This is a genomic window from Rhizobium sp. C4, from assembly GCF_021026315.1.
Lineage (GTDB): Bacteria > Pseudomonadota > Alphaproteobacteria > Rhizobiales > Rhizobiaceae > Ensifer_A.
In genome coordinates this window covers 187,652-214,410 of sequence record NZ_JAJNCX010000001.1, presented here as the reverse complement: position 1 = coordinate 214,410, position 26,759 = coordinate 187,652, and the positions used below count along the sequence as shown (strand labels likewise).

The following is a 26,759-nucleotide window of genomic DNA, read 5'->3' as shown; positions in this document are numbered from 1 at the left end:
CGGTCCAGTGAAGCGGCAGATATGTCAGCAATCTTGCCGCAATTGCGAATTCGTCCTATCAATGGCGCGTCGGCTTGTCCGGCAATCGTTCTCAGGGCGGGGTGAAACTCCCCACCGGCGGTAAGGGGTTCGCCCCGAGCCCGCGAGCGCCGCAGCTTCGATGAGAGGGTGCGGGTCAGCAGATCCGGTGTAATTCCGGAGCCGACGGTCACAGTCCGGATGAAAGAGAATGAGGCCCATGTCTGCCGTCGTGTCCGCGTTTCGCGGCGCGATGAGAGGCGTGGAATTCTCATGCCCTGATTTGTGTCGATCCTGTTCTGGGAAAGTGAACATGAATCAGATTGGAAATCTTCGCCAACGCTATCCGGCGATCGCTGCCGCCGCCATCATGGTCCTCGCGGGCGTCGCCTTTGCCGCGATCAACGTCCTCACCCAATGGGTGACGATGAAACTGGGCTTCGGCTCGGTCTCCACCGCCTTCTGGCAATATGGCATCGCATTGCTGTTTTCGCTGCCCTATCTCTGGCGCACCGGGATCGGCACCATGCGGACGCGCTATCCGGCAAGCCACATCATCCGGGTAGCATTTTCCGTCTTCGGTGTTCAGGCCTGGGTGATGGGGCTCGCGCATGTCCCGATCTGGCAGGCCATCGCGCTCGTCATGACATCACCCTTCTTCATCATTCTCGGCGCGCGGATCTTTCTCGGCGAACGCGTGGGCCCGGCTCGCTGGGCCGCGACCGCCACCGGCTTTGCCGGAGCGATGATCATCCTGCAGCCATGGGCGGATACGTTCACCTGGGCAGCGCTTCTGCCGGTCCTGGCCGCACTTCTTTGGGGCGCCACCTCGCTCTACACGAAAAGCCTGACCCACGACGAATCACCCGAAACCATCACCGTCTGGCTGTTGCTGCTGCTGACCCCGGTCAACGGCGCCTTCGCGCTGGCCTCTGGCTTCGAGATACCCCATGGCTCGGCGCTGGCGATCTTCGTGATCCTGGGACTGCTGACTGCGATTGCGCAATATCTACTGACGCTCGCCTACGCCACGGCGGATGCCGCCTATGTCCAGCCGTTCGACGATCTGAAACTGCCGCTCAACGTTCTCGCCGGCTGGCTGGTCTTCGGTTATGCGCCGGCGGGCACGCTCTGGCTCGGCGCTGTGCTGATTCTCGGCGCGTCCCTTTTCATCATGACCTACGAATCACGGCGGGAGAGGGCGGTCGCTCCGGCCGCCGAATAAGCGCAAACGAAAACGGGGGCCGAAGCCCCCGTTTCAAACTGCCCTGCGTCTGTTTCAGAACGCGTGGAACGTGATCGTGGTCAGCGTCCGTTCGACATCCGGGATGCTGACGAAGATGTCGTTGACGTAGCGGCCGATATCCTGGCCGTCCGGAACATAGATTTTCGCGATGAGGTCGTAGTCGCCGCTCGTCGAATAGAGCTCGGAGACCACTTCCTTCTCATAGATCTTGTTGGCAACTTCGTAGGTCTGGCCCGGCCGGCAACGGACCTGGGTAAAAATGCAGCGCATGTCGCCTCCATCTGTGTTGATTCTTCCTGGCTGCGGCAACATTAGCCAAAGCCCGGTGGCATTTGAAGTGTCGCGCCCTTGCCATCGGCCCGCCGGATACGGCAAAACATCTGCGGGAGGGCTTAAATACACCCGATCGTTCAGGAGGACCCCATGTCCATGCCGCCCGAAGAATTCTATGGCAACAACAAGCCTCAGAATGAAGAGCCTGTTCAACCCCGATGGCTGGTTGTCTCGCGCATGACCTCGGCGCTGGTCTTTCTACGCACCGGCTTCATTGGGGCTTTCATCGCCATTGCTGCAATTCATCTGCTGGGGCCGCGATTCGGATATGGCGGCAACGCGTATGATCTCGGCGGCCTTGTCATCGGATTCGGTCTTGGCACCATTTTCGAGATCGTTCGTCGCAGGCAGGGGGAAAAGTCTCCCGAAGCGTCGACCGGCCAGTCCTGAGTTGATGAAGGTCAAGGCGGGCAAAGACCGCCGCGCCTATCCAGACAGCCAGTAAGCTCCTTGTCGGGGAATCGGATCGCATGACCATTCTGGCATTCATCACGGCAGTGCTGGCGCTCCTGCTGGCGCCCGGGCCCACCAATACGCTGATGGGCGTGGCTGGAACCCAAAGCGGCATTGCCATAGCCGCGCGACTGATTCCTGCAGAACTGGCCGGCTACCTCACTGCAATCCTGCCACTGACGATCGTCGGCTCGCGATTCTTTGCGGAGTTTCCGGTTGCCTCGCTTGTGCTCAAGTCGGCCGCCGCCGTCTGGGTGATGTTTCTCGCCATCCAGCTGTGGGGCAGGGCACAGCAGGAAGGGCGCCTGGGGACGGTCACGGCAGCCAGAGTCTATATGACGACCGCGCTCAATCCGAAGGCCCTTGTCGTCAGCTTCATTCTTTTGCCGTCGACCAGCGATCCGGCTTTCATCTCGCGCCTTGCCACGTTCTGCGGTCTCGTCGTCGCTGTCGCACTTGTCTGGATGAGCGCCGGAAGTCTGCTGAGTGGCGGAAACCCTGGGAAACGGGCACGAATCGTGGAGCGCGTCGCCTCTGTCTGGCTGGCGGCCGTGTCCGTCCTGCTGATCGTCACTGTTCTGAAAAGCTGAATTCGATCAACACGAACACCGAACACGCGACTGTCATCAGTGCGTTGGCGGCTGTTCTTCATGTTGTTTGGGAAAGAATGGTGGGCGATGAGAGACTCGAACTCCCGACATCCTCGGTGTAAACGAGGCGCTCTACCAACTGAGCTAATCGCCCGCCGCGTTGGTGGGGGTGATCTATTCGCAAAGACTGTGATCCGCAAGAGGGCGATTGGCATTTTTCGCATTTTTTTTGACCTGCGGCGATCATTCCGGGCATCTGTCAAAAAAATGTCGTCAGCGCGATTTTTTGTTTTCAAATCTGCTTGACACTCATCCGTCTACCCCCTAGAAACCGCCTCACCGAACGAGGCGGCGACGCGGTTCGGGAAAATGCGCGGGTGTAGCTCAGTCGGTTAGAGTGCCGGCCTGTCACGCCGGAGGTCGCGGGTTCGAGCCCCGTCACTCGCGCCATTCTCTTTCTTAACAGTAAGATATGAGAATAGGTTCATCGAAAAGGTGAACGCAATTTCCTCCTCCATCCAATACCTGAAGCTGTGTTTCGTTGCTCGCGACTCACGTCGTAAACTTGCGCAGCTGCGCGTCGTTCGGGCGCAGGTCCTCTGTGCTTCAGCTGTGGAAATGTATCGTGCCTGCAGTGCTGATCGAACATTTCTTTCGAATTGACCCTCGTCATATTGCGCTGCGAAACGGTGCTGCGGCATCTGTGTCGTGAATTGGTAAAGTTCATGATGTTAATCGCTGTTTTGCGGTTCAAATCGCTTGCGCCGCAAGACGGGCTGCGCTAGTCACGATGACGTTGCAACGAAGACCTACGCCCTGTCGGCAACTGCCCGGCGCGCCCGACGCGACCGCTCTCAAGGACAGGCAAGGACGGACAGAATGACAGATCTCCTTAGTTCCTATCTCCCGATCGCGATCTTCATAGGCGTGTCGCTGATTATCGGCATCTCGCTGTTGATCGCGCCCTTCGCACTTGCGTTCAAGGCGCCCGATTCGGAAAAGCTTTCCTCGTTCGAGTGCGGGTTCAACGCATTCGATGATGCGCGCATGAAGTTCGACATCCGCTTCTATCTCGTGTCGATCCTGTTCATCATCTTCGACCTGGAAGTCGCTTTCCTGTTCCCCTGGGCCGTGTCGTTCAGCAGCATCGGTTGGGTCGGTTTCTGGTCCATGATGGTCTTCCTCGGCGTCCTCACGATCGGCTTCATTTATGAATGGAAGAAGGGAGCACTCGAATGGGAGTGACATCCGGCAACACCACGCTCGTCGCGCCGCAGCCGAAGGGGATCATCGATCCCTCGACCGGCAAGCCGCTTGGCGCGAACGACAAGTTCTTCGGTGAAATCAACAACGAGCTGGCCGACAAGGGCTTCCTCGTCACCGCAACGGACGAGCTCATCACCTGGGCCCGTACCGGCTCGCTGATGTGGATGCAGTTCGGTCTGGCCTGCTGCGCCGTTGAGGGCCTGATGCAGGCTTCCGGCCCGCGTTACGACATGGAGCGCTTCGGCGTTGCTCCGCGCGCATCACCGCGCCAGTCGGACGTCATGATCGTTGCTGGCACTCTGACCAACAAGATGGCGCCCGCTCTGCGCAAGGTCTATGACCAGATGCCCGAGCCCCGTTACGTCATCTCGATGGGTTCCTGCGCCAATGGCGGCGGCTACTATCATTATTCCTATTCGGTCGTGCGTGGTTGTGACCGCGTCGTTCCGGTAGACGTTTATGTTCCGGGCTGTCCCCCCACGGCCGAGGCTCTGCTCTACGGCGTGCTGCTTCTTCAGAAGAAGATCCGGCGCACCGGAACGATCGAGCGCTAAGGCTGAAGGGTTAAGCAATGAGCGAAGCACTGAACGAGCTTTCGGTCCGGATCGGCGAACAGAAGGGTTCGCTGGTTCTGGCGTCGGAAGTTGCCCATGGCGAACTGAGCATAACAGTCGCGCCGGAAAACATCCTGGATGTTCTGCAGTTCCTCCATGACGACGCTGCCTGTCGTTTCGTCAATCTGACGGATATCTGCGGTGTCGATTATCCGGGCCGTGAAGAGCGTTTCGAGGTGGTCTATCACCTTCTGTCGCCGTCGAAGAATTTGCGTATCCGCATCAAGGTTTCGACGAGCGAAGACAAGCCGGTTCCCTCCGCCTGCGATATCTATCCGGGCGCAAACTGGTTCGAGCGCGAAACCTACGACATGTACGGCATTCTTTTCTCGGGCCATCCCGATCTGCGCCGCATCCTCACCGACTACGGTTTCGAGGGGCATCCGCTGCGCAAGGACTTCCCGATGACCGGCTATGTCGAAGTGCGCTACGACGACGAGGCAAAGCGGGTGGTCTATGAACCCGTGCAACTGCGCCAGGAGTTCCGCAATTTTGACTTCCTCTCGCCCTGGGAAGGCACGGATTATGTGCTGCCCGGCGACGAGAAGGCAGCGAAGTAAGGGGCGGAAGACATGACAATGACGAAAGAACATTCCGTCCGCAACTTCACGATCAACTTCGGTCCCGAGCATCCGTCGGCACACGGCGTTCTGCGTCTGGTTCTCGAACTTGACGGCGAAATCGTCGAGCGCGCGGACCCGCATATCGGCCTTCTGCATCGCGGCACCGAAAAGCTGATCGAAGCCAAGACCTATCTGCAGGCCGTTCCCTATTTCGACCGTCTCGACTACGTCGCGCCGATGAACCAGGAACATGCGTACTGCCTCGCGATCGAGAAGCTGCTGGGCATCGACGTTCCGAAGCGCGGTCAGTTGATCCGCGTGCTCTTTTCGGAAATCGGCCGCATCCTGTCGCACATCATGAACGTGACCACGCAGGCCATGGACGTTGGCGCGATGACGCCGCCGGTCTGGGGCTTCGAAGAGCGCGAAAAGCTGATGGTGTTCTATGAGCGCGCCTGTGGCGCGCGCATGCACGCAGCCTATTTCCGTCCGGGTGGCGTGCATCAGGATATCCCGCACAAGCTGGTCGAAGACATCGCCGCCTGGTGCGATCCCTTCCTCAAGGTTCTCGACGATATCGAAGGCCTGCTGACCGGCAACCGTATCTTCAAGCAGCGTAACGTCGACATTGGCGTCGTGTCGCTGGAAGACGCATGGAAGTGGGGTTTCTCGGGTGTGATGGTTCGCGGTTCGGGCGCTGCCTGGGACCTGCGTCGCGCGCAGCCGTATGAGTGCTACTCGGAACTCGACTTCGATATCCCGATCGGCAAGAATGGCGACTGTTACGACCGTTACCTGATCCGCATGATCGAAATGCGCGAAGCCGTGAAGATCATGAAGCAATGCTGCGCACGCCTGCTTGGGAGCGAAAAGGTTGGTCCGGTTTCGGCACTCGACGGCAAGGTCGTTCCGCCGAAGCGTGGCGAGATGAAGCGCTCGATGGAAGCGCTGATCCACCACTTCAAGCTCTACACCGAAGGCTTCCACGTTCCGGCCGGCGAAGTGTATGCGGCTGTCGAAGCGCCGAAGGGCGAATTCGGCGTCTATCTTGTCTCCGACGGTTCCAACAAGCCGTATCGCTGCAAGATCCGCGCCCCGGGCTTCGTGCATCTTCAAGCGATGGATTTCCTGAGCTCCGGCCACATGCTGGCAGACGTGACGGCGATCCTTGGCTCGCTCGACATCGTGTTCGGTGAGGTTGACAGATGATGTCTCGGATCGCCCTGGCGACTTTCATCATGGTTCTGGCGTCTGCGGCCTCCGCCGAGACGCTCGGTGGCAATACGGGCAAGAATGCGCCCCAGCCGCCGTCCACGATGAAGGATCTTCTTGGCCAGGGCTACGAGATCAAGGCCGCCGTTCCGAACGGCGCCAAGTTCGTGATATTTATGCAGAAAGACCAGTCGGCCTACGCTTGCGAATTCGTGTCCGTCACGAATACCAAATGCGGTGCCATCAACTGACAAGGCGTGAAAGAGAATGTCCGTTCGACGACTAGCCGATGATAACGTCCAGCCGCAGAGCTTCGCCTTCAACGAAGCCAACAGCGCGTGGGCGGCTGAAACGATCAAGAAGTATCCTGCTGGCCGCCAGCAGTCGGCGGTGATCCCGCTGCTGATGCGCGCTCAGGAACAGGATGGCTGGGTCACGCGTGCGGCGATCGAAAAGATCGCGGACATGCTGGAAATGCCCTATATCCGCGTTCTCGAAGTCGCGACCTTCTACACGCAGTTCCAGATCAAGCCGGTCGGTACGCGCGCTCACGTTCAGGTCTGTGGCACCACGCCCTGCATGCTGCGCGGCGCCGAAGACCTGATCGCGGTCTGCAAGAAGAAGATCCACCACGATCCGCTTCACACCAACGAGAGCGGTACGCTGTCGTGGGAAGAAGTCGAATGTCAGGGCGCCTGCGTCAACGCGCCGATGGTTGTCATCTTCAAGGACACCTATGAGGACCTGACGCCGACGCAGCTTGAATACATCATCGACCGTTTCGAAGCCGGCAAGGGCGGTGACGTCACCCCCGGTCCGCAGATCGATCGGGTCTACTCGGCTCCGGCCGGTGCGCCTGTGACACTGACATCCGATACGCCGGCACCCAAGGCTGCCAAGCCCGTTGAGGCTGTGGCTCCGGTCGCGCCCGCTGCTGAAGCACCGGCTGCCGCTGCAAAGGCAGACGCCAAGCCGTCGCTCGATGATCCGAACCGTCCTGCGGCCGTCGAAAAGCCGGCAACACCGGACGACCTCAAGATGATTTCCGGCGTTGGCCCGGTTATGGAAACCAAGCTTCATGATCTCGGCATCTACACGTTCGCGCAGATCGCCAAGTGGACCGAGAAGGAAATCGCCTGGGTCGATGGCTATCTCGCATTCCGCGGCCGCATTGTCCGCGACGACTGGATCAAGCAGGCTGACGCGCTGGCGCGCGGCGGCGAAGAAGAATATGTGCGCGTTTTCGGCAAGAAGCCGCGTTGAGAGGTGAGACATGCTTAAAGACGAAGATCGCATTTTCACCAACCTTTACGGTCTCAAGGACAAGTCCCTGAAGGGCGCGATGTCGCGCGGCCACTGGGACGGCACCAAGCAGATCATCGAAAAGGGTCGCGACTGGATCATCGAGGAAATGAAGGCTTCAGGTCTTCGTGGCCGCGGTGGCGCTGGCTTCCCGACGGGTCTCAAGTGGTCGTTCATGCCCAAGCAGAGCGACGGCCGCCCGCATTACCTCGTCGTCAATGCCGACGAATCCGAGCCCGGTACCTGCAAGGACCGCGACATCATGCGCCACGATCCGCATACGCTGATCGAAGGCTGCGTGATTGCCGGTTTCGCCATGGGCGCAAACACCGCCTACATCTACCTGCGCGGCGAATACATGCGCGAGCGTGAAGCCCTGCAGGCGGCCGTAGACGAGTGCTACGATGCCGGCCTTCTCGGCAAGAACAACAAGAACGGCTGGGACTTCGACGTCTACCTGCACCACGGTGCAGGCGCCTACATCTGTGGCGAAGAAACGGCACTGCTCGAAAGCCTTGAAGGCAAGAAGGGCCAGCCGCGCCTGAAGCCGCCGTTCCCGGCCAATATGGGCCTCTATGGCTGCCCGACCACGGTCAACAACGTCGAATCGATCGCCGTTGCCCCGACCATCCTGCGTCGCGGCGCCTCGTGGTTCTCCTCGATCGGCCGTGCGAACAATGTCGGCACCAAGCTGTTCATGGTCTCCGGTCACGTCAACAAGCCCTGCACCTTCGAAGAAGCGATGGGCCTGTCCTTCCGCGAGATCATCGAAACGCATTGCGGCGGCATCCGTGGCGGCTGGGACAACCTGCTCGCCGTCATTCCGGGTGGTGCTTCGTGCCCCGTCGTCAAGGGCGAGGACATGAAGGATGCCATCATGGACTTCGACGGCATGCGCGAAGTGAAGTCTTCCTTCGGCACCGGCGGCATGATCGTCATGGACAAGTCCACCGACATCATCAAGGCCATCTGGCGCATCGCCGCCTTCTTCAAGCACGAGAGCTGCGGTCAGTGCACGCCCTGCCGCGAAGGCACGGGCTGGATGATGCGCGTTCTCGAGCGCATGGTGAAGGGCAACGCGCAGAAGCGCGAAATCGACATGCTGTTTGAAGTCTCGAAGCAGATCGAAGGTCACACGATCTGTGCATTGGGTGACGCTGCCGCCTGGCCGATCCAGGGTCTGATCCGCAATTTCCGTCCGGAAATCGAAAAGCGGATCGACCAGTACACGGCCAACGCCATGGCGCACGGCGCGGTTCTGGAGGCTGCCGAGTAAGCTTCCATGAACGCTCAGCGCAACGATCATCGTGACGACATGTCCGCGCCGCATGATGCGGTTGCGAACCTTGTTCGAGCGACGAATGAGGCGATGGAGGCGTTCATGAAGACCGACTGGACGAAGGACAGGGACAAGGAAGAGGGCGTTGCGCTCAATCCGCTGATGGCCAACCCGGCCATCATGATGGCAGCGGCAACGGCTTACGGGATCCGGATGACGGGCCAGTGGGCAAGTCTCTTCCTCAATGCACTGCAGGATCAGGCAGACCGCGCGAATGCGGAAACCCAGGAACCTGCTGTCGCGGATGTGGCGCCTGCTGCCGAGCCGGTCGTGGCGAAGGTTGCAGAAGCCGAACCGGCGGAGCCGGTGGTCACTGGTGCGCCGAGCAAGGCTCGCTCTGCGAAGCCGGCGGTCGAAGAGGTGATCGAGAAGCATGCGCGCAAGGCGGTCAAGTCTGCCAAGGCGCGCAAGTCAGCCGAAAAGGCTGCGGTGGTTAAGACCTCGGCTTCGGCCAAAGACGACTTGAAGCGGATTTCGGGCATTGGCCCGAAGCTGGCCAATGTGCTGATCGGTCACGGTGTGGTGACATTCGCGCAGCTGGCGAAAATGGACGAAGCAGCGCTTGCTGCGCTCGACGCGGAACTTGGCCTTGAAGGCCGGATTTTGCGGGATGATTGGGCAGGGCAGGCACGGACGATCTTGGCGACCGGACACTGAGCCGCAAGGCTTGGTTCAAGGGCGTGAAATGAAATAGGCGAGGGTGGTCCGCATCAAGGACTGCGCGGACCACGACAGAAACTCTGGCTTGATGCGCGGTTGAGCGCGGAAGCGGGAAGGCGAATATGGCGAAGCTGAAAGTCGACGGTAAGGAAATCGAAGTTCCGGATCATTTCACGCTGTTGCAGGCGTGTGAGGAAGCCGGGGCGGAGGTGCCGCGCTTCTGTTTTCACGAGCGGCTGTCGGTTGCCGGCAACTGCCGCATGTGTCTCGTCGAGGTCAAGGGTGGCCCGCCGAAGCCGGCAGCTTCCTGCGCCATGGGCGTGCGCGACATCCGCGGTGGCCCGAACGGCGAACTGCCGGAAGTCTACACCAATACGCCGATGGTCAAGAAGGCCCGCGAAGGCGTGATGGAATTCCTGCTGATCAACCATCCGCTGGATTGCCCGATTTGCGACCAGGGTGGCGAATGCGACCTGCAGGACCAGGCCATGGCCTTCGGCATGGATGGCACGCGCTACAATGAAAACAAGCGCGCCGTCGAAGACAAGTATATCGGCCCGCTCGTCAAGACCGTGATGAACCGCTGCATTCACTGCACGCGCTGCGTCCGCTTCACGACGGAAGTCGCGGGCATTTCCGAACTCGGCCTGATCGGTCGCGGTGAAGATGCCGAAATCACCACCTATCTCGAGCAGGCCATGACCTCCGAGCTGCAGGGCAACGTTGTTGACCTCTGCCCGGTTGGCGCACTGACCTCCAAGCCCTTCGCCTTCACGGCCCGCCCGTGGGAGCTGAACAAGACCGAGACGATCGACGTCATGGACGCGCTGGGCTCCTCGATCCGCGTCGACACGCGTGGTCGCGAAGTCATGCGCATCATGCCGCGCATCAATGAAGACGTGAACGAGGAGTGGATCTCCGACAAGTCGCGCTTCGTCTGGGACGGCCTGCGCACGCAGCGCCTCGACAAGCCCTATGTCCGCAAGGACGGCCGCCTGGTTCCGGCGACCTGGGGTGAAGCCTTCGCTTCGATCAAGGATGCCGTTTCCAAGACCTCTGGCTCGAAGATCGGCGCGATCGCCGGCGATCTCGCCTCCGTCGAGGAAATCTATGCGCTTGGCGAACTGATGGCCGCGCTTGGCTCCAAGAATGTGGACGCCCGTCAGGATGGCGCATTTGCTGATCCGTCGCTCGGCCGCACTTCCTACATCTTCAACCCGACTGTTGCCGGTATCGAGAAGGCAGATGCCTTCCTGCTCGTCGGCTCGAATCCGCGCTTCGAAGCGGCCGTTCTCAACGCCCGCATCCGCAAGCGCTGGCGCCAGGGCGGCGTCGCCGTTGGCGTGATCGGTCAGGATGGCGAATTCCGCTACGGCCACGAATATCTCGGCGCCGGCACCGATACGCTCGCAGCCGTTGCTGATGGCTCGAACGGCTTCGCTGAAAAGCTGAAAGCCGCCAAGAACCCGATGATCATCGTCGGCCAGGGCGCACTCAAGGGCGCAAACGGCGCGGCTGTTCTTGCTGCTGCCGCCAAGATCGCTGTCGAGTATGGCGCTGTCACCGACGAGTGGAACGGCTTTGCCGTCCTGCACACGGCAGCCTCGCGCGTCGGCGCACTCGATCTCGGCTTCGTGCCGGGTGAGGGCGGTGCGGATGCTGCAACGCAGGTAGGCACGATGGATGTTCTCTTCCTGCTCGGCGCTGACGAACTAGACTTCTCGGCCAAGAAGGCCGGCTTCACGGTCTATATCGGCAGCCATGGCGACGCCGGCGCTTCCGCCGCTGACGTCATCCTGCCGGGTGCCGCCTACACGGAAAAGTCCGGCACCTGGGTCAACACCGAAGGCCGCGTCCAGATGAGCGCGCGCGCCGGCTTCGCACCGGGCGATGCCCGCGAAGACTGGGCGATCATCCGTGCGCTTTCCGACGTGCTCGGCAAGAAGCTTCCCTTTGATTCGCTTGGTGCATTGCGTGCAAAGCTCTATGCAAGCCACCCGCATTTCGCCCAGCTGGACGCGATCCAGCCCGGCTCTGCGGCTGAAATTGCTGCATTGGCGAAAAAAACCGGTGCTCTGGAGAAATCCGCATTTGCAAGCGCGGTCAAAGACTTCTATTTGACGAACCCGATAGCGAGGGCCTCTGCCGTCATGGCTGAGTGTTCCGCGCTGGCGGCCAACAACTTCAAGGTTGCCGCGGAGTAAGGGCAGGGATCATGGACCAGTTTTTCTTCACCTATGTCTGGCCGGCGCTGATCATTGTAGGGCAGTCCCTGCTGCTGCTCGTCGCGCTGCTGCTCTTCATCGCATACATCCTGCTCGCAGACCGCAAGATCTGGGCTGCCGTCCAGATGCGTCGCGGTCCTAACGTGGTGGGTCCCTGGGGACTTTTCCAGTCCTTCGCCGACCTTTTGAAGTTCGTGCTCAAGGAACCGGTCATTCCGGCAAGCGCCAACAAGGGCGTCTTCCTTCTGGCGCCGCTGGTTGCCGTGACGCTGGCACTGGCCACCTGGGCCGTCATTCCATTGAATGCCGGCTGGGTGATCGCCAACATCAATGTCGGCATCCTCTATGTCTTCGCGATCTCCTCGCTCGAAGTCTACGGCATCATCATGGGTGGCTGGGCTTCGAACTCGAAGTATCCCTTCCTCGGCGCGCTCCGCTCCGCCGCGCAGATGGTGTCCTACGAAGTCTCGATCGGTTTCGTGATCGTCACGGTTCTTCTGACCGTCGGCTCGCTGAACCTTTCCGACATCGTCATGGCGCAGAACACGGGTTTGGGCACCAAGCTTGGCCTGCCGCCGTCGCTGCTCGACTGGAACTGGCTCGCGCTCTTCCCGGTCTTCATCATCTTCTTCATCTCGGCGCTTGCTGAAACGAACCGTCCGCCTTTCGACCTTCCGGAAGCGGAATCGGAACTCGTGGCCGGCTTCATGGTCGAATACGGCTCCACGCCCTACATGATGTTCATGCTCGGCGAATATTCGGCCATCGTCCTGATGTGCGCGCTGACGACGATCCTCTTCCTTGGCGGCTGGCTGCCTCCGGTTGATGTATGGTTCCTGAACTGGGTGCCTGGCGTTATCTGGTTCATCCTCAAGGCGTCCATGGTGTTCTTCATGTTCGGCCTGGTGAAGGCATTCGTGCCGCGCTACCGCTACGACCAGCTGATGCGCCTCGGCTGGAAGGTCTTCCTTCCGCTGTCGCTCTTCTTCCTGATCGTAACCGCATTCGTACTCAAGCTGACGGGATGGGCGTGATTATGGCCTCTGCTTCCCAATTCGTTAAGTCGCTGTTCCTGCGCGAGTTTGTCAGCGCCATCGGTCTGACCATGCGCTACTTCTTCCGGCCCAAGGCGACTGTGAACTACCCGTTCGAAAAGGGCCCGGTCTCTCCGCGCTTCCGTGGTGAGCATGCGCTGCGCCGTTATCCGAATGGTGAAGAGCGTTGCATCGCCTGCAAGCTCTGCGAAGCGATCTGTCCCGCACAGGCCATCACCATCGAAGCCGGCCCGCGCCGCAATGACGGCACGCGCCGTACGGTTCGTTACGACATCGACATGGTGAAGTGCATCTATTGCGGCTTCTGCCAGGAAGCCTGCCCGGTCGACGCCATCGTCGAAGGCCCGAACTTCGAATTCGCGACGGAAACGCGCGAAGAACTTTATTACGACAAGGCCCGTCTTCTCGACAACGGCGACCGCTGGGAGCGGGAAATCGCGGCCAATATCGCAATGGACGCACCGTACCGGTGATCCGCATCTGACATGAAACGCGCTTCGCCAGTCTGGGCGGGCGCGCAAAAGGGGCATGGCGCGCCGGCAACCGGTGCGTCTCACCGGATGGGCCGGCGACGGACCGTCGTCCTCCGGAAAGCTGAAAAAGGCATCGACATGGGTCTTCAGGCTCTATTCTTTTATCTGTTCGCCTTCATCGCCATCGCATCGGCGTTCATGGTGATTTCGGCGCGGAACCCGGTTCACTCCGTCCTGTTCCTGATCCTGACCTTCTTCAACGCGGCCGGGCTCTTCCTGCTGACCGGCGCCGAGTTCCTGGCGATGATCCTTCTCGTCGTCTATGTCGGCGCGGTGGCGGTTCTCTTCCTCTTCGTCGTGATGATGCTCGACGTCGACTTCGCGGCCCTTCGCACGAAGGCGCTGGAATATGCCCCGATCGGCGGCCTGATCGGCATCATCCTGGCGCTCGAACTGATCTTCGTGATCGGCGGCTCCACGATTTCGCCTGAGATTGCCAAGAAGGCGGCGGTTCCGATCCCGGCACTGACGGAGCGCAGCAACACGCAGGCGCTCGGCGACGTGCTCTACACGCACTACATCTACTTCTTCCAGATCGCCGGACTTGTTCTTCTCGTTGCGATGATCGGCGCGATCGTGCTGACGCTGAAGCATCGGACGAACGTCAAGCGGCAGAACATTTCGGCCCAGGTGGCCCGCACACCCGAGACGGCGGTCACGATCGTCAAGGTGAAGCCGGGGCAGGGCATCTAAGGCAGGCGACCGGACATTCAAGGAAAGACAATCATGGAAATCGGTATTTCCCATTATCTCACGGTCAGCGCCATTCTCTTCGTGCTGGGTATCTTCGGGATTTTCCTGAACCGCAAGAACATCATCGTCATCCTGATGTCGGTCGAGCTCATCCTGCTCGCGGTCAACATCAACATGGTGGCCTTCTCGACCTTCCTGCATGACATTGCAGGCCAGGTCTTCGCTCTGTTCATTCTGACCGTTGCGGCTGCTGAAGCGGCCATCGGTCTTGCAATTCTCGTCGTCTTCTACCGCAACCGCGGCTCCATCGCGGTCGATGACGTCAACGTCATGAAGGGCTGATCGAACCATGGACATGCTCTACAAAGCCATCGTCTTCCTTCCGCTGATCGGCTTCCTCATTGCAGGCCTCGGTGGCAACACCATTGGCGCAAAAGCCTCCGAATTCGTCACGACGAGCCTCATGATCGTCGTTGCTGTGCTGTCCTGGGTGGTCTTCTTCAACGTGGCGCTGGGCCATCATGAGGAAGTGATCAAGGTTCAGGTTCTGCACTGGATCCAGTCCGGCGGCCTCGACGTCTCCTGGGCGTTCCGCATCGACACGCTGACCGCCGTCATGTTCGTCGTGGTCAACACCGTGTCGTCGCTCGTGCATCTCTACTCGATCGGCTACATGCATCACGACCCGCATCGGCCGCGCTTCTTCGCTTACCTTTCGCTCTTCACCTTCGCGATGCTCATGCTCATCACGTCGGACAACCTGCTGCAGATGTTCTTCGGCTGGGAAGGCGTGGGTCTGGCGTCCTACCTGCTCATCGGCTTCTGGTTCAAGAAGCCGTCGGCCAGTGCTGCCGCCATGAAGGCCTTCATCGTCAACCGCGTCGGCGACTTCGGCTTCGTTCTCGGCATCTTCAGCGTCTTCGTGCTGTTCGGCTCGATCAATTTCGACACGATCTTTGCAGCCGCTCCGACCTACATTCCGGCCGCAGGGCAGGGCAAGGTTGTCATCAACCTGTTCGGCATGCAGCTTGACCAGGGCCACGCGATCACCGCGACCTGCCTGCTGCTGTTCCTCGGCGCGATGGGCAAGTCTGCTCAGTTCCTGCTGCACACCTGGCTTCCGGACGCCATGGAAGGCCCGACACCGGTTTCGGCACTTATCCATGCTGCAACCATGGTCACCGCCGGCGTCTTCCTCGTCGCCCGCATGTCGCCGCTGTTCGAACTGTCGCCCGATGCGCTGACCGTCGTCACGATCATCGGAGCCATCACGGCCTTCTTCGCCGCGACCGTCGGTCTCGTCCAGAACGACATCAAGCGCGTGATCGCCTATTCGACCTGCTCGCAGCTCGGTTACATGTTTGCGGCCCTCGGCGTTGGCGCCTATGGCGCGGCCGTTTTCCACCTCTTCACGCACGCCTTCTTCAAGGCGCTTCTGTTCCTTGGCGCCGGCTCGGTCATCCACGCCGTCGATGGCGAGCAGGACATGCGTTACATGGGTGGCCTTCGCAAGCACATCAAGATGACCTACTGGGCCATGATGATCGGCACGCTTGCGCTCACGGGTGTTGGCGTTCCCTTCACCGTCATCGGTACGGCCGGCTTCTTCTCCAAGGACGCCATCATCGAAGCGACCTATGCCGCGCACAGCGCCTCCGGTCAGTTCGCCTTCTGGCTCCTAGTCATCGCCGCCTTCTTCACGAGCTTCTACTCGTGGCGTCTGGTTCACATGACCTTCCACGGCAAGCCGCGCGCCTCGCATGAGGTCATGCACCACGTGCATGAATCGCCGGCTGTCATGCTGCTGCCGCTGCTGATCCTGTCGATCGGTGCGCTGTTCGCAGGCTTCCTGTTCCATGATCATTTCTTCGGTGAAGAATATGCGGAATTCTGGAAGGGTGCGCTCTTCACGCTCCCGACCAACGAGATCCTGCATCACGTTCATGGTGTTCCGGCGCTGGTGAAGCTCAGCCCCTTCATCGCCATGGTGCTCGGCTTCCTGCTGTCCTACTGGATGTACATCGTCTCGCCGAATGTGCCGAAGGTTCTCGCCGAACAGCATCGCGTTCTCTACCAGTTCCTCTTGAACAAGTGGTACTTTGACGAGATCTACGACTTCCTGTTCGTCCGCTCGGCCAAGTGGCTCGGCAACTTCCTCTGGAAGGAGGGCGATGGCCGCGTGATCGATGGCTTCGGCCCGAACGGTGTTGCTGCCCGTGTCATGGATGTGACCGGTCGCGTTGTCCGGCTCCAGTCCGGCTACCTTTACCATTACGCGTTCGCGATGCTGATCGGCATTGCCGCGCTTGTTACCTGGATGATCGTCGGGAGTGCCCTCTGATGACCGATTGGCCAATTCTGACCGTCGTCACCTTCCTGCCGCTGGTCGGCGTACTGTTGCTGCTTTTGACGCGTGACGACTCCCCGTCCGGCCGTCGCAATGTGCTGAGCATCGCGCTGCTGACCACTGTTGTGACCTTTGCCGTGTCGCTGTTCATCTGGATCGGCTTTGACAATGCCAATCCCGGCTTCCAGATGGTCGAAAAGCATGCCTGGCTGAACACCGGCATTTCCTATGCCGTCGGTGTCGATGGCATTTCCATGCTCTTCGTGATCCTGACGACCTTCCTCATGCCCTTCTGCGTGCTCGCCAGCTGGTTCGCCGTCGAGAAGCGCATCAAGGAATACATGATTGCCTTCCTGATCCTCGAAGTGCTGATGCTCGGCGTGTTCGTCTCGCTCGACATCGTTCTCTTCTACGTCTTCTTCGAGGCAGGCCTGATCCCGATGTTCATCATCATCGGCGTCTGGGGTGGCAAGGATCGCGTCTACGCATCTTACAAGTTCTTCCTCTACACGCTGCTCGGCTCGGTGCTGATGCTGCTTGCCATCATGGCGATGTACTGGGACGCCGGCACGACCAGCATTCCGGAACTGCTGAGCCACAAGTTCCCCGCGGGGATGCAGACCTGGCTGTGGCTTGCCTTCTTCGCCTCCTTCGCGGTGAAGATGCCGATGTGGCCGGTCCACACATGGCTTCCCGATGCGCACGTTCAGGCACCGACCGCGGGTTCGGTTATCCTGGCCGGCATCCTCCTGAAGCTCGGCGGCTATGGTTTCATCCGCTTCTCGCTGGCCATGTTCCCGGTCGCGTCCGAGCACTTCGCACCCTTTGTCTTCACGCTGTCGGTTCTGGCGATCATCTATACGTCGCTGGTCGCCCTCATGCAGACGGACATCAAGAAGCTGATCGCCTATTCATCGATCGCCCACATGGGCTATGTGACCATGGGTATCTTTGCAGCCAACGTTCAGGGTCTGCAGGGCGCGATCTACCAGATGCTTTCGCACGGCATCGTCTCCGGCGCGCTCTTCCTCTGCGTTGGCGTTGTCTATGACCGGATGCATACCCGCGAGATCTCGGCCTATGGCGGTCTGGTCAACAACATGCCGAAATATGCCGTCGCCTTCATGATCTTCACGATGGCGAATGTGGGCCTGCCGGGCACCTCGGGTTTCGTGGGTGAATTCCTGACGCTTCTCGGTGCCTTCCGCGCCAACACCTTCGTGGCTCTGTTTGCCGCAACAGGTGTCATCCTCTCGGCGGCCTACGCGCTCTGGCTCTATCGCCGAGTCATCTTCGGTGCGCTGGACAAGGATACGCTGAAGAGCCTGCTCGACCTGTCGGCCCGCGAAAAGCTCATCCTTTATCCGCTGGCCATCGCCACCATCTTCTTCGGCGTCTATCCTGCTCCGGTCTTCAATGCGACCGCAGCTTCCGTAGACCTGCTGCTCAAGAACTATACTGCTGCAATCGAAGCCGCGCATTCTGTCGCGGTCACGATGAACTGACGACGGGATTTACGAGATCATGACCGCAGAAACGCTCATTGCCAGCCTGCAGCTTTCGCTTCCGGAGCTGGTTCTCGCTGTCGGCGCGCTGATCCTCTTGATGATCGGCGTCTTCTCCGGCGACAAGTCGGCGGGAACTGTCACCGGCCTTTCGGTGCTCCTGCTGATTGCCGTCGGCGCGCTTGTCGTCTTCAAGGGTGTCGATGGCACTGCTTATGCAGGCGCCTATCGCTCGGATGCCTTCGTTCGCTTCATGAAGCTGCTGTCGCTCGGCGGCTCCATCGTCGCGCTCGTTCTTGCCATCGGCCATCGCCGGTCGGAGCCTGATATGCGCTTCGAATATCCGGTGCTGATGGTGCTTGCGACGCTCGGCATGATGCTGATGATTTCGGCCAACGATATCATCTCGCTCTACCTGTCGCTCGAACTGCAATCGCTGGCGCTCTACGTTGTCGCCGCGATCAACCGTGACAGCGTTAAGTCGACTGAAGCCGGCCTGAAATATTTCGTTCTCGGCGCGCTCTCTTCGGGCATGCTGCTTTACGGCATGTCGCTGGTCTACGGCTTCACCGGCCAGACGGGCTTCTCCGAAATCGCCGCTGCGTTGACCGCCGAACATCGTTCGCTGGGTCTCGTCTTCGGCCTGGTCTTCGTGCTCGCCGGCATCGCCTTCAAGATTTCGGCCGTGCCGTTCCACATGTGGACGCCGGACGTCTATGAAGGTGCGCCGACCCCGGTCACGGCCTTCTTCTCGGCAGCACCCAAGGTTGCCGCCATGGCGATCCTCATCCACCTCGTTGCCGTTGCCTTCAAGCCGATCGTGCACGACTGGCAGCAGATCATCGTCTTCATCTCGATTGCCTCGATGGCGCTCGGTGCCTTCGCCGCGATCGGCCAGACGAACGTCAAGCGTCTGATGGCCTATTCGTCGATCGGTCACATGGGCTATGCGCTGGTCGGCATTGCTGCCGGCAACCAGGAAGGCATTTCAGGCGTCCTGATTTACCTGCTGATCTACTCGGTCATGTCGCTCGGCGCATTCGCCTGCATCCTCGCCATGCGCGTGAAGGACGGCGGCGCTGTTGAAGGCATCAACGATCTCGCGGGCCTGTCCAAGACCAATCCGGCCATGGCCCTGGTTCTGACGCTGCTGATGTTCTCGCTGGCCGGCATTCCGCCGCTCGCAGGCTTCTTCGCCAAGTATTTCGTCTTCATGGCTGCCATCAAGGCGAACCTTCTGACGCTCGCAATCCTCGGCGTTCTGTCGTCTGTTGTCGGTGCCTACTACTACCTGCGCATCGTCAAGGTCATGTGGTTCGACGATGCCAAGCACGAGTTCGTGCGTCCGGCAGGTGAGCTGAAGCTGGTCTATGGCCTCTCCGGTCTCTTCGTCATCGGCTATCTGCTGATCGGTGGACCGCTGGGTGCGGCGGCTGAAGCCGCTGCCCGTTCCTTCTACTGATGGACGGCATCGAGTCTCGCCGGAAGCCGGATACCGGCTTTCGGCACATTGAACTGAATGAAACGCAATCGACCAATCTCGAATGTCTCGAACGTGCGCGTGCTGGCGATCCGGGCAATCTCTGGGTCACCGCGCGCAAGCAGACCGGCGGTCGGGCGCGACGCGGCCGGTCCTGGGTGTCCGAGCCCGGCAATCTCTATGCTTCCCTGCTTCTGATCGATCCTGCGCCGCTTGACCGCCTTGCGAGCCTTCCGCTCGCGGTGTCGCTGGCCGTATATGACGCGATCCGGCGCGAACTTCCCGCCGATGTCGATGTCAAGATCAAGTGGCCGAACGACGTCCTTGTCGAGGGCTGCAAGGTGAGCGGCATCCTTCTGGAAGGTGAAGCTCTGCCACAGGGGCATCATGCGCTCGTGATTGGCTGCGGCATCAACATTGCCCACAAGCCTGCCGAAACTCTCTATCCGGTGACATGTCTTGCCGAGCGCGGCGCCACCTGCAGCCCGGACATCCTGTTTGCCCGCCTTTACGAGGCGATGGAGCATATGTTGAAAGTCTGGAACCGAGGCGAGGGTACGTCCATTCTCGTCGATCGGTGGCGGCAGGTCGCCAAGGGTATCGGCGAGCCGGTGGCGGTGAACCTTCCCGATCGCTCATTGCAGGGAATTTTTTCCGGGATTGATCCGCAGGGCATGCTATTGCTCGATCTTCCCGATGGGACGCGCCAGGCAATCGCTGCCGGTGATGTATTTTTCTTGAAAGCCGGAAGAAGTTGAGAATGGCGAAATCTGAAGACCTGGTATTTCTGCCGCTCGGTGGTGTCGGCGAAATCGGCATGAATCTCGCGCTCTACGGCTTTGGTCCCCCGGCCAAGCGCCAATGGATCATGGTCGATTGCGGCGTGACCTTCGCAGGTCCCGATCTGCCGGGCGCCGACCTCGTGCTGCCCGACATTGCCTTCATCAAGGAGCGGCGCACCGACCTCAAGGGCATTATCATCACGCACGCCCATGAAGACCATTATGGCGCGCTGTCGGATCTCTGGCGCGAGCTCAATGTGCCTGTCTACGCCTCGCCGTTTACCGCCGGCATGCTGGAAGCAAAGCGCGAATACGAACAGAGCCGCGGCGAAGTGCCGATTACCATCTTCAAGGCCGGAGACCGCATCAATGTCGGTCCCTTCGAGATCGAGGCGGTGGCCGTCACCCATTCGATCCCCGAGCCGATGTCGCTTTTCATCCGCACGCCGCTGGGCAATCTGGTTCACACCGGCGACTGGAAGATCGACATGTATCCGTCCGGCGGGCCGCTGACGGATGAAAACCGCTTCCGCGCCATCGGCGACGAGGGCGTTCTCGCGCTGATGTGCGACAGCACCAATGCCATGCGCGAAGGCATTTCACCCTCCGAGAAGGAGGTGGCGGAGAGCCTGACCAAGATCATCGAGCAGGCCGAAGGCCGCGTCGCGATTACCACCTTCTCCTCGAATGTCGGCCGCATCCGCTCCATCGCCCAGGCCGCCGAACGCGCCGGGCGCGACGTTCTCCTGCTCGGCAGTTCGATGAAGCGCGTCACTGATGTGGCGCGCGACTGCGGTCTGATGGAGGGCGTGAAGCCGTTCATCAGCGAAGACCAGTATGGCTACATCCCGCGCGACAAGGTCGTGGTGATCCTGACGGGCAGCCAGGGCGAGGCGAGGGCGGCTCTGGCCAAGCTTTCGCGCGACGAAATGCGCAATGTGGCGCTGGCGCCGGGTGATCTCGTCGTATTTTCCTCGCGCACCATTCCGGGCAATGAAAAGCCGATCCTCGACATCTGCAACGGCCTGATCGACCAGGGCATCAAGATCATCGGAGACAGCGATGCCCTCGTGCATGTCTCCGGTCACCCGCGCCGTGCGGAACTGCGCCAGATGTATGAATGGGTCCGCCCGAAGATCCTCGTTCCGGTTCATGGCGAGGCCGCGCATCTGAATGCCCAGGCAGAACTGGGCAGCAGTGCCGGTATCGAGACGGTCCAGCAGGTTCGCAACGGCGACATGCTGCGTCTTGCGCCGGGACCGGCCGTGATCCTCGAAAAGGTGCACTTCGGCCGCATCTACAAGGACGGCAACCTGATCGGCGACTTCGACGAAGTGGGAATTGGCGAACGCCGCAAACTCGCTTATGTCGGACATGTCGCCGTGAATGTCCTGCTCGACGCACGCTACGACTTCGTGGATGACCCGGATGTAGTCAGCTTTGGCTTGCCAGCCTTCGACGATGAAGGCGATGCCATGGATGACGCCATCTATGATGCCGTTCTGGGAGCCGTCGAGAGCATTCCGCGCGCGCGCCGGAAGGACCTTGAAGCCGTCAAGGAGTCCGTTCGCCGTGCGGTGAGGGCGACGGTCAACCAGAGCTGGGGCAAGAAGCCGGTCGTGACCGTGTTTCTGAACCGGGTTACCTGAACCGGAATTGAGGAGAGAGACATGCTGGGAAGGGTCAATCACATCGCAATCGCCGTCCCGGATCTCACCGCCGCGACCACGGTCTATCGGGATACGCTGGGGGCGAAGGTTTCGCAGGCGCAGGCACTGCCTGAGCATGGCGTGACCGTCGTCTTCGTGGAGCTGCCGAACACCAAGGTGGAACTCCTCGAACCACTGGGCGAAAACTCTCCGATCGCGGCTTTCCTCGCCAAGAACGCCTCCGGCGGCATGCACCACATCTGCTACGAGGTCGCCGACATCATCGCGGCGCGCGACCAGCTGGCGGCCGGTGGTGCCCGCGTTCTGGGCGATGGGACGCCCAAGATCGGCGCGCATGGCAAACCGGTTCTCTTCCTGCATCCGAAGGACTTTCAGGGCACTCTGGTCGAGCTGGAGCAGGTGTGACGCTTTGGCGCAGCGCCATTTGGTTCACTGTCCAGCATAAGTATCTGATTTTCATCAAGGGCGATGAAAGCACGCAATCCGCGTGCTCTTTGCAGGCGGCACAGGTTGGGCGTAGATGATGGTCTGGCTGCGTTTTGATGTCGGGCGTCGGGAGGATGTCGCGTGAACTGGTTCTTTGGCTTTGCCGTCTATTTCATCATCTGGTGGCTGACGCTGTTTCTCATCCTGCCCTTCGGCTTCCGCAGCCAGCAGGAAGAGGGCGAGCGGCTTCTCGGAACCGTGGCAAGCGCGCCTGCGCATCACCGGGCCTGGCGGACCTTTCTGTTAACGACGTTGGTCGCCGCTGCGATCTTCGCCGGCTGGTTTCTGATCTCGATGTATTTCGGCTTTACCTTCGATTCCATCCCGCAATTTTACCCGGACTACCGCTCACTCTGACGCACGCGTGATACGCACCTGAGGACCAACACGCATGGTGGCGGTCCGCCGAGGCCTGGACGTCTGGACAATCTCTGGAAAGTATGAAGCAGCGAAGAGGGCGCCTCAGCCATTCATCCGCGCTGTTCGAATGAAAGCAAAAAAAAACAAGGCCTTTTGAGCCTTGTTTCCAAATTCTTCGCGTGACCCTTAGCCGTTTCCGGCGGCAGCGACTGAGCGCGCCTACGATCTGATCCTCCCAAGACTTGACCGCGAAATTAGCAGAGTTTGTTGATCTCTGCCTGTTTTGTAGGCTGAACCTAGCGAATTGATTTGGGCTTGTCATCAGGTTTTTTTGCATTTTTGACACAGTTGTCGGAATTTTTCCTATTGACAATGAAATTTCACATTCTCGTCATGCGGGTCTTGCCGTTACGTAAGATGCCGCCGTTACGGCAGCTTGTGTGTGTCGTTCTGGCACGTATGCGCAGGCGGGTTTTCTTCCGGACCGGAAGCGTTTAAGAACGCTTCGAATTCGACAACCGCAAGCCCGATTCTCCAGCCTCTGGAGACGGCTTTTCGTCTGGAACCCGTCATGCGTCTCTCCCGCTTCTTTCTGCCCATCCTCAAGGAAAACCCCAAGGAGGCGGAAATCGTCTCCCACCGCCTGATGCTGCGCTCGGCCATGGTCCGCCAGCAGTCGGCCGGCATCTATTCCTGGCTGCCGCTCGGCAAGCGTGTGCTCGACAAGGTCTGCAAGATCGTTCGCGAAGAGCAGAACCGCGCCGGCGCCATCGAGCTGCTGATGCCTACTTTGCAGTCAGCCGAGCTGTGGCAGGAAAGCGGTCGTTATGACGACTACGGCAAGGAGATGCTGCGCATCAAGGACCGTCAGGACCGCGCCATGCTCTATGGTCCGACGAACGAGGAGATGATCACCGACATTTTCCGGTCCTACGTCAAGTCCTACAAGCACCTGCCGCTGAACCTCTATCATATCCAGCTGAAGTTCCGTGACGAGATCCGTCCGCGCTTCGGCACGATGCGTTCGCGCGAATTCCTGATGAAGGATGCCTATTCCTTCGACCTGACGAAGGAAGGCGCGATCCATTCCTACAACAAGATGTTCGCGGCCTATCTGCGCACCTTCTCGCGCCTTGGGCTGCGCGCCATCCCGATGCGTGCAGACACCGGCCCGATCGGTGGCAATCACAGCCATGAATTCATCATCCTGGCTGAAACCGGCGAGTCGGAAGTGTTCTGCCACAAGGATTTCGTGAATTTCGACATTCCGGCCGAGAACACCGATTTCGACGATGTGCCCGCGCTGCAGTCGATCTTCGACAAGTGGACCTCGGCCTATGCCGCAACGTCCGAAATGCATGATGCGGCCGAGTTCGACGCGATCCCCGAAGGTGACCGTCTTTCCGCGCGCGGCATCGAAGTTGGCCACATCTTCTACTTCGGCACGAAATATTCCGATCCCATGGGTGCCAAGGTCCTGGGTCCCGACGGCAAGGAACACATTGTCCACATGGGTTCGTACGGCATCGGCCCGACACGCCTCGTTCCCGCCATCATCGAAGCCTCCCATGACGAGAACGGAATCATCTGGCCGCGCTCCGTTGCACCGTTCGATGCGACGATCATCAACATGAAAACCGGTGACGCAGGCTGCGATGAAGCCTCTTCGCGCATTTACGAAAGCCTCGCGAATGCCGGGAAGGACATACTGCTGGATGACACGGACGAACGGGCGGGTTCCAAATTCGCAACGGCCGATCTCATCGGCGTTCCGGATCAGGTCATTGTCGGCCCCCGTTCGGTGGCCAGTGGCGAAGTGGAACTGAAGGACCGCAAGACCGGCGAGCGTCAGACCCTGACGATCGAGGCGGCGATCAACAAACTCATCGGCTGACAGCCGATACGGAGACGACATGGCGAAAGGCGACAGCGGCGCAAGCGCAACGGCAAACCGGATCACGAAAACGGGGCCGTTTTCCGCCTTCGAACGCATGGTGGCCTGGCGCTATCTGCGCGCCCGGCGCAAGGAAGCGTTCATTTCGGTCATTGCCGGCTTTTCCTTCGTGGGCATCATGCTGGGTGTGGCGACGCTCATCATCGTCATGGCGGTGATGAACGGCTTCCGCACCGAGCTGATCTCGCGCATCCTCGGCGTCAACGGGCACATGATCATCCAGCCCGTCGACACGCCACTCAACAACTATAATGAACTCGCCCAGAAATTCTCCGCCGTTCCCGGCGTGAAGATGGCCATTCCGCTGGTCGAGGGGCAGACGCTGGCGTCTGGCAAGAACGGCGCCGGCTCCGGCGCCCTTGTGCGCGGCATTCGCGCCGAAGACATCACCAAGCTTAAATATGTCGCCGACAATATCAAATCCGGTGACCTCGTGGGCTTTGCCGCCGGCGACGGGATCGCCATCGGATCGCGGCTCGCCGCATCATTGGGAGTGGGCGTTGGCGACACGGTGACACTGATATCACCGGAAGGTGACGTGACGCCGATGGGTGTCAATCCGCGCGTCAAGTCCTACAAGGTCTCGGCCGTCTTCGAGATCGGCATGTCGGAATATGATTCCAGCATCATCTTCATGCCGCTGGAGCAGGCACAGCTCTATTTCAACGCCGACGGCATCGTCCAGTCGATCGAACTCTTCGTGAACAACCCGGACAAGATCGACGAACTGCGCGAGCCGATCGAAAAGGCTGCCGGTCGACAGATCTTTATCACCGACTGGAGACAGCGCAATTCGACCTTCTTCTCCGCCCTTCAGGTCGAGCGGAACGTCATGTTCATGATCCTGACGCTGATCGTGCTGGTCGCAGCCCTCAACATCATCTCCGGCCTGATCATGCTGGTGAAGGACAAGGGACACGACATCGCCATCCTGCGCACGATGGGCGCGACGTCCGGGGCGGTCATGCGCATCTTCTTCATGACAGGCGCCGCGATCGGCACGACGGGCACATTTGCTGGCCTGATCCTCGGCGTCGTGGTGTGCCTGAATGTGGAGCGCATCCGGCAGTTCTTCTCCTGGCTCTCGGGGACGACGCTCTTCAATCCGGAACTCTATTTCCTGAGCCAGCTGCCGGCCGAGATGAACCTTGGCGAGACGCTCTCCGTCCTCGTCATGGCGCTGGCGCTGTCCTTCCTCGCCACGATTTTCCCGGCCTGGCGCGCCGCCAAGCTGGACCCTGTCCAGGCGCTGAGATACGAATAAGAAGGCTCCCAACCCGATGAAGCAGCAACCAGTCCTGGAACTGAAGAACATCCGGCGCAGCTACGGGCAGGGCGATCAGGAACTGTCGATCCTCAAGGGCGCCAATTTCACGCTGAGAAGCGGCGAGACCGTCGCGCTTGTCGCGCCCTCCGGCACCGGCAAGTCGACGCTTCTGCACATTGCCGGTCTGCTTGAGCGGCCAAGCGAAGGCGATGTCATCGTCAGTGGCCATTCCTGCGCCGAAATGTCCGATGACGAACGCACCGCCGTGCGCCGTGCCGAGATCGGCTTCGTCTACCAGTTCCATCATCTCCTGCCGGAATTCAGCGCGCTGGAGAATATCATGATGCCGCAGCTCATTGCCGGCCTGTCCCGCAAGGACGCCTCAGAGCGCGCCGAGCAGTTGCTGGCCTACATGCGTATCGGCCATCGCGGCACCCATCGCCCGGCAGAACTGTCCGGCGGTGAGCAGCAGCGCGTGGCGATTGCGCGCGCGGTCGCCAACGCGCCGCAGATCCTGCTCGCCGACGAGCCGACCGGCAATCTCGATCCGGATACCGCCGGCTACGTCTTCGAAGCGCTCACGGCGCTCGTCCGGCAGTCCGGCCTTGCGGCCATGATCGCGACCCATAACCACGAGCTCGCCTCGAAGATGGATCGCCGCATCACGCTGGACGAGGGCAGGGTTCTCGAATTCTGAGAACCACGCCCAGGGTCGCCAACCTTCCCACTTCCGCTCCCTGAGCCTTTTCGGACGGGCACCTCCGCGGTGCGCGGCCGAGTCTTGCTTTGATTTCAGACACTTCCGA

At 60.2% G+C, this 26,759-nt stretch carries 27 protein-coding genes, 2 tRNA genes and 1 riboswitch; of the genes, 27 read left to right on the top strand and 2 right to left on the bottom strand.

Annotated elements, in window-relative coordinates; genetic code table 11:
- Positions 1 to 83 precede the first annotated feature (83 nt).
- Positions 84 to 235, top strand: a riboswitch (FMN riboswitch).
- A 96-nt stretch (positions 236 to 331) separates the two neighbouring features.
- Complete coding sequence (locus LQK84_RS00990) at positions 332 to 1,243, top strand: DMT family transporter (protein WP_230826736.1); 912 nt, start codon at positions 332 to 334, stop codon at positions 1,241 to 1,243.
- Positions 1,244 to 1,297: 54 nt separating this feature from the next.
- Here the strand turns inward: LQK84_RS00990 and LQK84_RS00985 are convergent, their stop codons facing one another.
- A complete protein-coding gene (locus LQK84_RS00985; protein WP_230826735.1) occupies positions 1,298 to 1,534 on the bottom strand; it encodes an Lrp/AsnC ligand binding domain-containing protein in 237 nt (78 codons plus the stop codon).
- A gap of 153 nt (positions 1,535 to 1,687) precedes the next feature.
- Here LQK84_RS00985 and LQK84_RS00980 point away from each other — a divergent pair, with 153 nt between their 5' ends.
- Positions 1,688 to 1,987, top strand: coding sequence for a hypothetical protein (locus LQK84_RS00980; RefSeq protein ID WP_230826734.1), 300 nt, complete (start codon positions 1,688 to 1,690; stop codon positions 1,985 to 1,987).
- An 80-nt stretch (positions 1,988 to 2,067) separates the two neighbouring features.
- Positions 2,068 to 2,640, top strand: a complete 573-nt coding sequence (locus LQK84_RS00975) for a hypothetical protein (protein WP_230826733.1) — start codon at positions 2,068 to 2,070, stop codon at positions 2,638 to 2,640.
- A gap of 78 nt (positions 2,641 to 2,718) precedes the next feature.
- Here LQK84_RS00975 and LQK84_RS00970 read toward each other — a convergent pair.
- Positions 2,719 to 2,794 (bottom strand) — tRNA-Val (locus LQK84_RS00970).
- A 219-nt stretch (positions 2,795 to 3,013) separates the two neighbouring features.
- On the opposite strand from LQK84_RS00970, the gene LQK84_RS00965 reads away from it, so the two are divergent.
- The 24 genes from LQK84_RS00965 (at position 3,014) to LQK84_RS00850 (ending at position 26,650) form a co-directional block, all read left to right on the top strand.
- Positions 3,014 to 3,090, top strand: a tRNA-Asp gene (locus LQK84_RS00965).
- Positions 3,091 to 3,519: 429 nt separating this feature from the next.
- Positions 3,520 to 3,885, top strand: a complete 366-nt coding sequence (locus LQK84_RS00960) for an NADH-quinone oxidoreductase subunit A (RefSeq protein WP_109857788.1) — start codon at positions 3,520 to 3,522, stop codon at positions 3,883 to 3,885.
- On the top strand, positions 3,876 to 4,460 hold the full coding sequence (locus LQK84_RS00955) for a NuoB/complex I 20 kDa subunit family protein (protein WP_230826732.1): 585 nt from the start codon (positions 3,876 to 3,878) through the stop codon (positions 4,458 to 4,460). The genes LQK84_RS00960 and LQK84_RS00955 overlap by 10 nt, the downstream gene beginning before the upstream one ends.
- A gap of 17 nt (positions 4,461 to 4,477) precedes the next feature.
- Positions 4,478 to 5,080, top strand: a complete 603-nt coding sequence (locus LQK84_RS00950; protein WP_230826731.1) for an NADH-quinone oxidoreductase subunit C — start codon at positions 4,478 to 4,480, stop codon at positions 5,078 to 5,080.
- Between the two features lie 18 nt (positions 5,081 to 5,098).
- On the top strand, positions 5,099 to 6,292 hold the full coding sequence (locus tag LQK84_RS00945; protein WP_230826730.1) for an NADH-quinone oxidoreductase subunit D: 1,194 nt from the start codon (positions 5,099 to 5,101) through the stop codon (positions 6,290 to 6,292).
- A complete protein-coding gene (locus LQK84_RS00940; RefSeq protein ID WP_230827265.1) occupies positions 6,292 to 6,546 on the top strand; it encodes a hypothetical protein in 255 nt (84 codons plus the stop codon). The genes LQK84_RS00945 and LQK84_RS00940 overlap by 1 nt, the downstream gene beginning before the upstream one ends.
- Positions 6,547 to 6,562: 16 nt before the next feature.
- A complete protein-coding gene (gene nuoE, locus LQK84_RS00935; protein ID WP_230826729.1) occupies positions 6,563 to 7,558 on the top strand; it encodes an NADH-quinone oxidoreductase subunit NuoE in 996 nt (331 codons plus the stop codon).
- Positions 7,559 to 7,568: 10 nt separating this feature from the next.
- The gene (nuoF, locus tag LQK84_RS00930) at positions 7,569 to 8,873 is read left to right on the top strand and encodes an NADH-quinone oxidoreductase subunit NuoF (protein WP_230826728.1); all 1,305 of its coding nucleotides are present in this window, start codon (positions 7,569 to 7,571) and stop codon (positions 8,871 to 8,873) included.
- Positions 8,874 to 8,879: 6 nt separating this feature from the next.
- Positions 8,880 to 9,593, top strand: a complete 714-nt coding sequence (locus tag LQK84_RS00925; RefSeq protein ID WP_230826727.1) for a helix-hairpin-helix domain-containing protein — start codon at positions 8,880 to 8,882, stop codon at positions 9,591 to 9,593.
- Between the two features lie 125 nt (positions 9,594 to 9,718).
- Positions 9,719 to 11,800 (top strand): NADH-quinone oxidoreductase subunit NuoG, encoded by a 2,082-nt coding sequence (gene nuoG / locus LQK84_RS00920; RefSeq protein ID WP_230826726.1) that lies wholly within the window; start codon positions 9,719 to 9,721, stop codon positions 11,798 to 11,800.
- A gap of 11 nt (positions 11,801 to 11,811) precedes the next feature.
- Positions 11,812 to 12,855, top strand: coding sequence for an NADH-quinone oxidoreductase subunit NuoH (nuoH, locus tag LQK84_RS00915; RefSeq protein WP_230826725.1), 1,044 nt, complete (start codon positions 11,812 to 11,814; stop codon positions 12,853 to 12,855).
- 2 nt (positions 12,856 to 12,857) lie between these two features.
- Positions 12,858 to 13,349, top strand: a complete 492-nt coding sequence (gene nuoI, locus LQK84_RS00910) for an NADH-quinone oxidoreductase subunit NuoI (protein WP_230826724.1) — start codon at positions 12,858 to 12,860, stop codon at positions 13,347 to 13,349.
- 138 nt (positions 13,350 to 13,487) lie between these two features.
- A complete protein-coding gene (locus LQK84_RS00905; protein ID WP_230827264.1) occupies positions 13,488 to 14,102 on the top strand; it encodes an NADH-quinone oxidoreductase subunit J in 615 nt (204 codons plus the stop codon).
- Between the two features lie 33 nt (positions 14,103 to 14,135).
- Entirely contained in the window at positions 14,136 to 14,444 is a 309-nt protein-coding gene (gene nuoK / locus LQK84_RS00900) for an NADH-quinone oxidoreductase subunit NuoK (RefSeq protein WP_109857779.1), read from the top strand.
- Positions 14,445 to 14,451: 7 nt separating this feature from the next.
- A complete protein-coding gene (gene nuoL / locus LQK84_RS00895; protein ID WP_230826723.1) occupies positions 14,452 to 16,443 on the top strand; it encodes an NADH-quinone oxidoreductase subunit L in 1,992 nt (663 codons plus the stop codon).
- Complete coding sequence (locus LQK84_RS00890) at positions 16,443 to 17,954, top strand: NADH-quinone oxidoreductase subunit M (RefSeq protein ID WP_230826722.1); 1,512 nt, start codon at positions 16,443 to 16,445, stop codon at positions 17,952 to 17,954. The genes nuoL and LQK84_RS00890 overlap by 1 nt, the downstream gene beginning before the upstream one ends.
- Positions 17,955 to 17,973: 19 nt before the next feature.
- Positions 17,974 to 19,416 carry an NADH-quinone oxidoreductase subunit NuoN gene (gene nuoN / locus LQK84_RS00885; protein WP_230826721.1) on the top strand — a complete coding sequence of 481 codons (1,443 nt, stop codon included), beginning with the start codon at positions 17,974 to 17,976 and terminating at the stop codon, positions 19,414 to 19,416.
- On the top strand, positions 19,416 to 20,192 hold the full coding sequence (locus LQK84_RS00880) for a biotin--[acetyl-CoA-carboxylase] ligase (RefSeq protein WP_230826720.1): 777 nt from the start codon (positions 19,416 to 19,418) through the stop codon (positions 20,190 to 20,192). The genes nuoN and LQK84_RS00880 overlap by 1 nt, the downstream gene beginning before the upstream one ends.
- Before the next feature lie 2 nt (positions 20,193 to 20,194).
- Entirely contained in the window at positions 20,195 to 21,865 is a 1,671-nt protein-coding gene (locus LQK84_RS00875) for a ribonuclease J (RefSeq protein WP_230826719.1), read from the top strand.
- 21 nt (positions 21,866 to 21,886) lie between these two features.
- A complete protein-coding gene (gene mce / locus LQK84_RS00870; RefSeq protein WP_230826718.1) occupies positions 21,887 to 22,291 on the top strand; it encodes a methylmalonyl-CoA epimerase in 405 nt (134 codons plus the stop codon).
- A 162-nt stretch (positions 22,292 to 22,453) separates the two neighbouring features.
- The gene (locus tag LQK84_RS00865; RefSeq protein WP_230826717.1) at positions 22,454 to 22,729 is read left to right on the top strand and encodes a DUF1467 family protein; all 276 of its coding nucleotides are present in this window, start codon (positions 22,454 to 22,456) and stop codon (positions 22,727 to 22,729) included.
- Positions 22,730 to 23,303: 574 nt separating this feature from the next.
- The gene (gene proS, locus LQK84_RS00860; protein ID WP_230826716.1) at positions 23,304 to 24,626 is read left to right on the top strand and encodes a proline--tRNA ligase; all 1,323 of its coding nucleotides are present in this window, start codon (positions 23,304 to 23,306) and stop codon (positions 24,624 to 24,626) included.
- Between the two features lie 19 nt (positions 24,627 to 24,645).
- A complete protein-coding gene (locus LQK84_RS00855; protein ID WP_230826715.1) occupies positions 24,646 to 25,950 on the top strand; it encodes a lipoprotein-releasing ABC transporter permease subunit in 1,305 nt (434 codons plus the stop codon).
- Positions 25,951 to 25,966: 16 nt separating this feature from the next.
- Complete coding sequence (locus LQK84_RS00850) at positions 25,967 to 26,650, top strand: ABC transporter ATP-binding protein (protein WP_230826714.1); 684 nt, start codon at positions 25,967 to 25,969, stop codon at positions 26,648 to 26,650.
- The last annotated feature ends 109 nt before the right edge of the window (positions 26,651 to 26,759 follow it).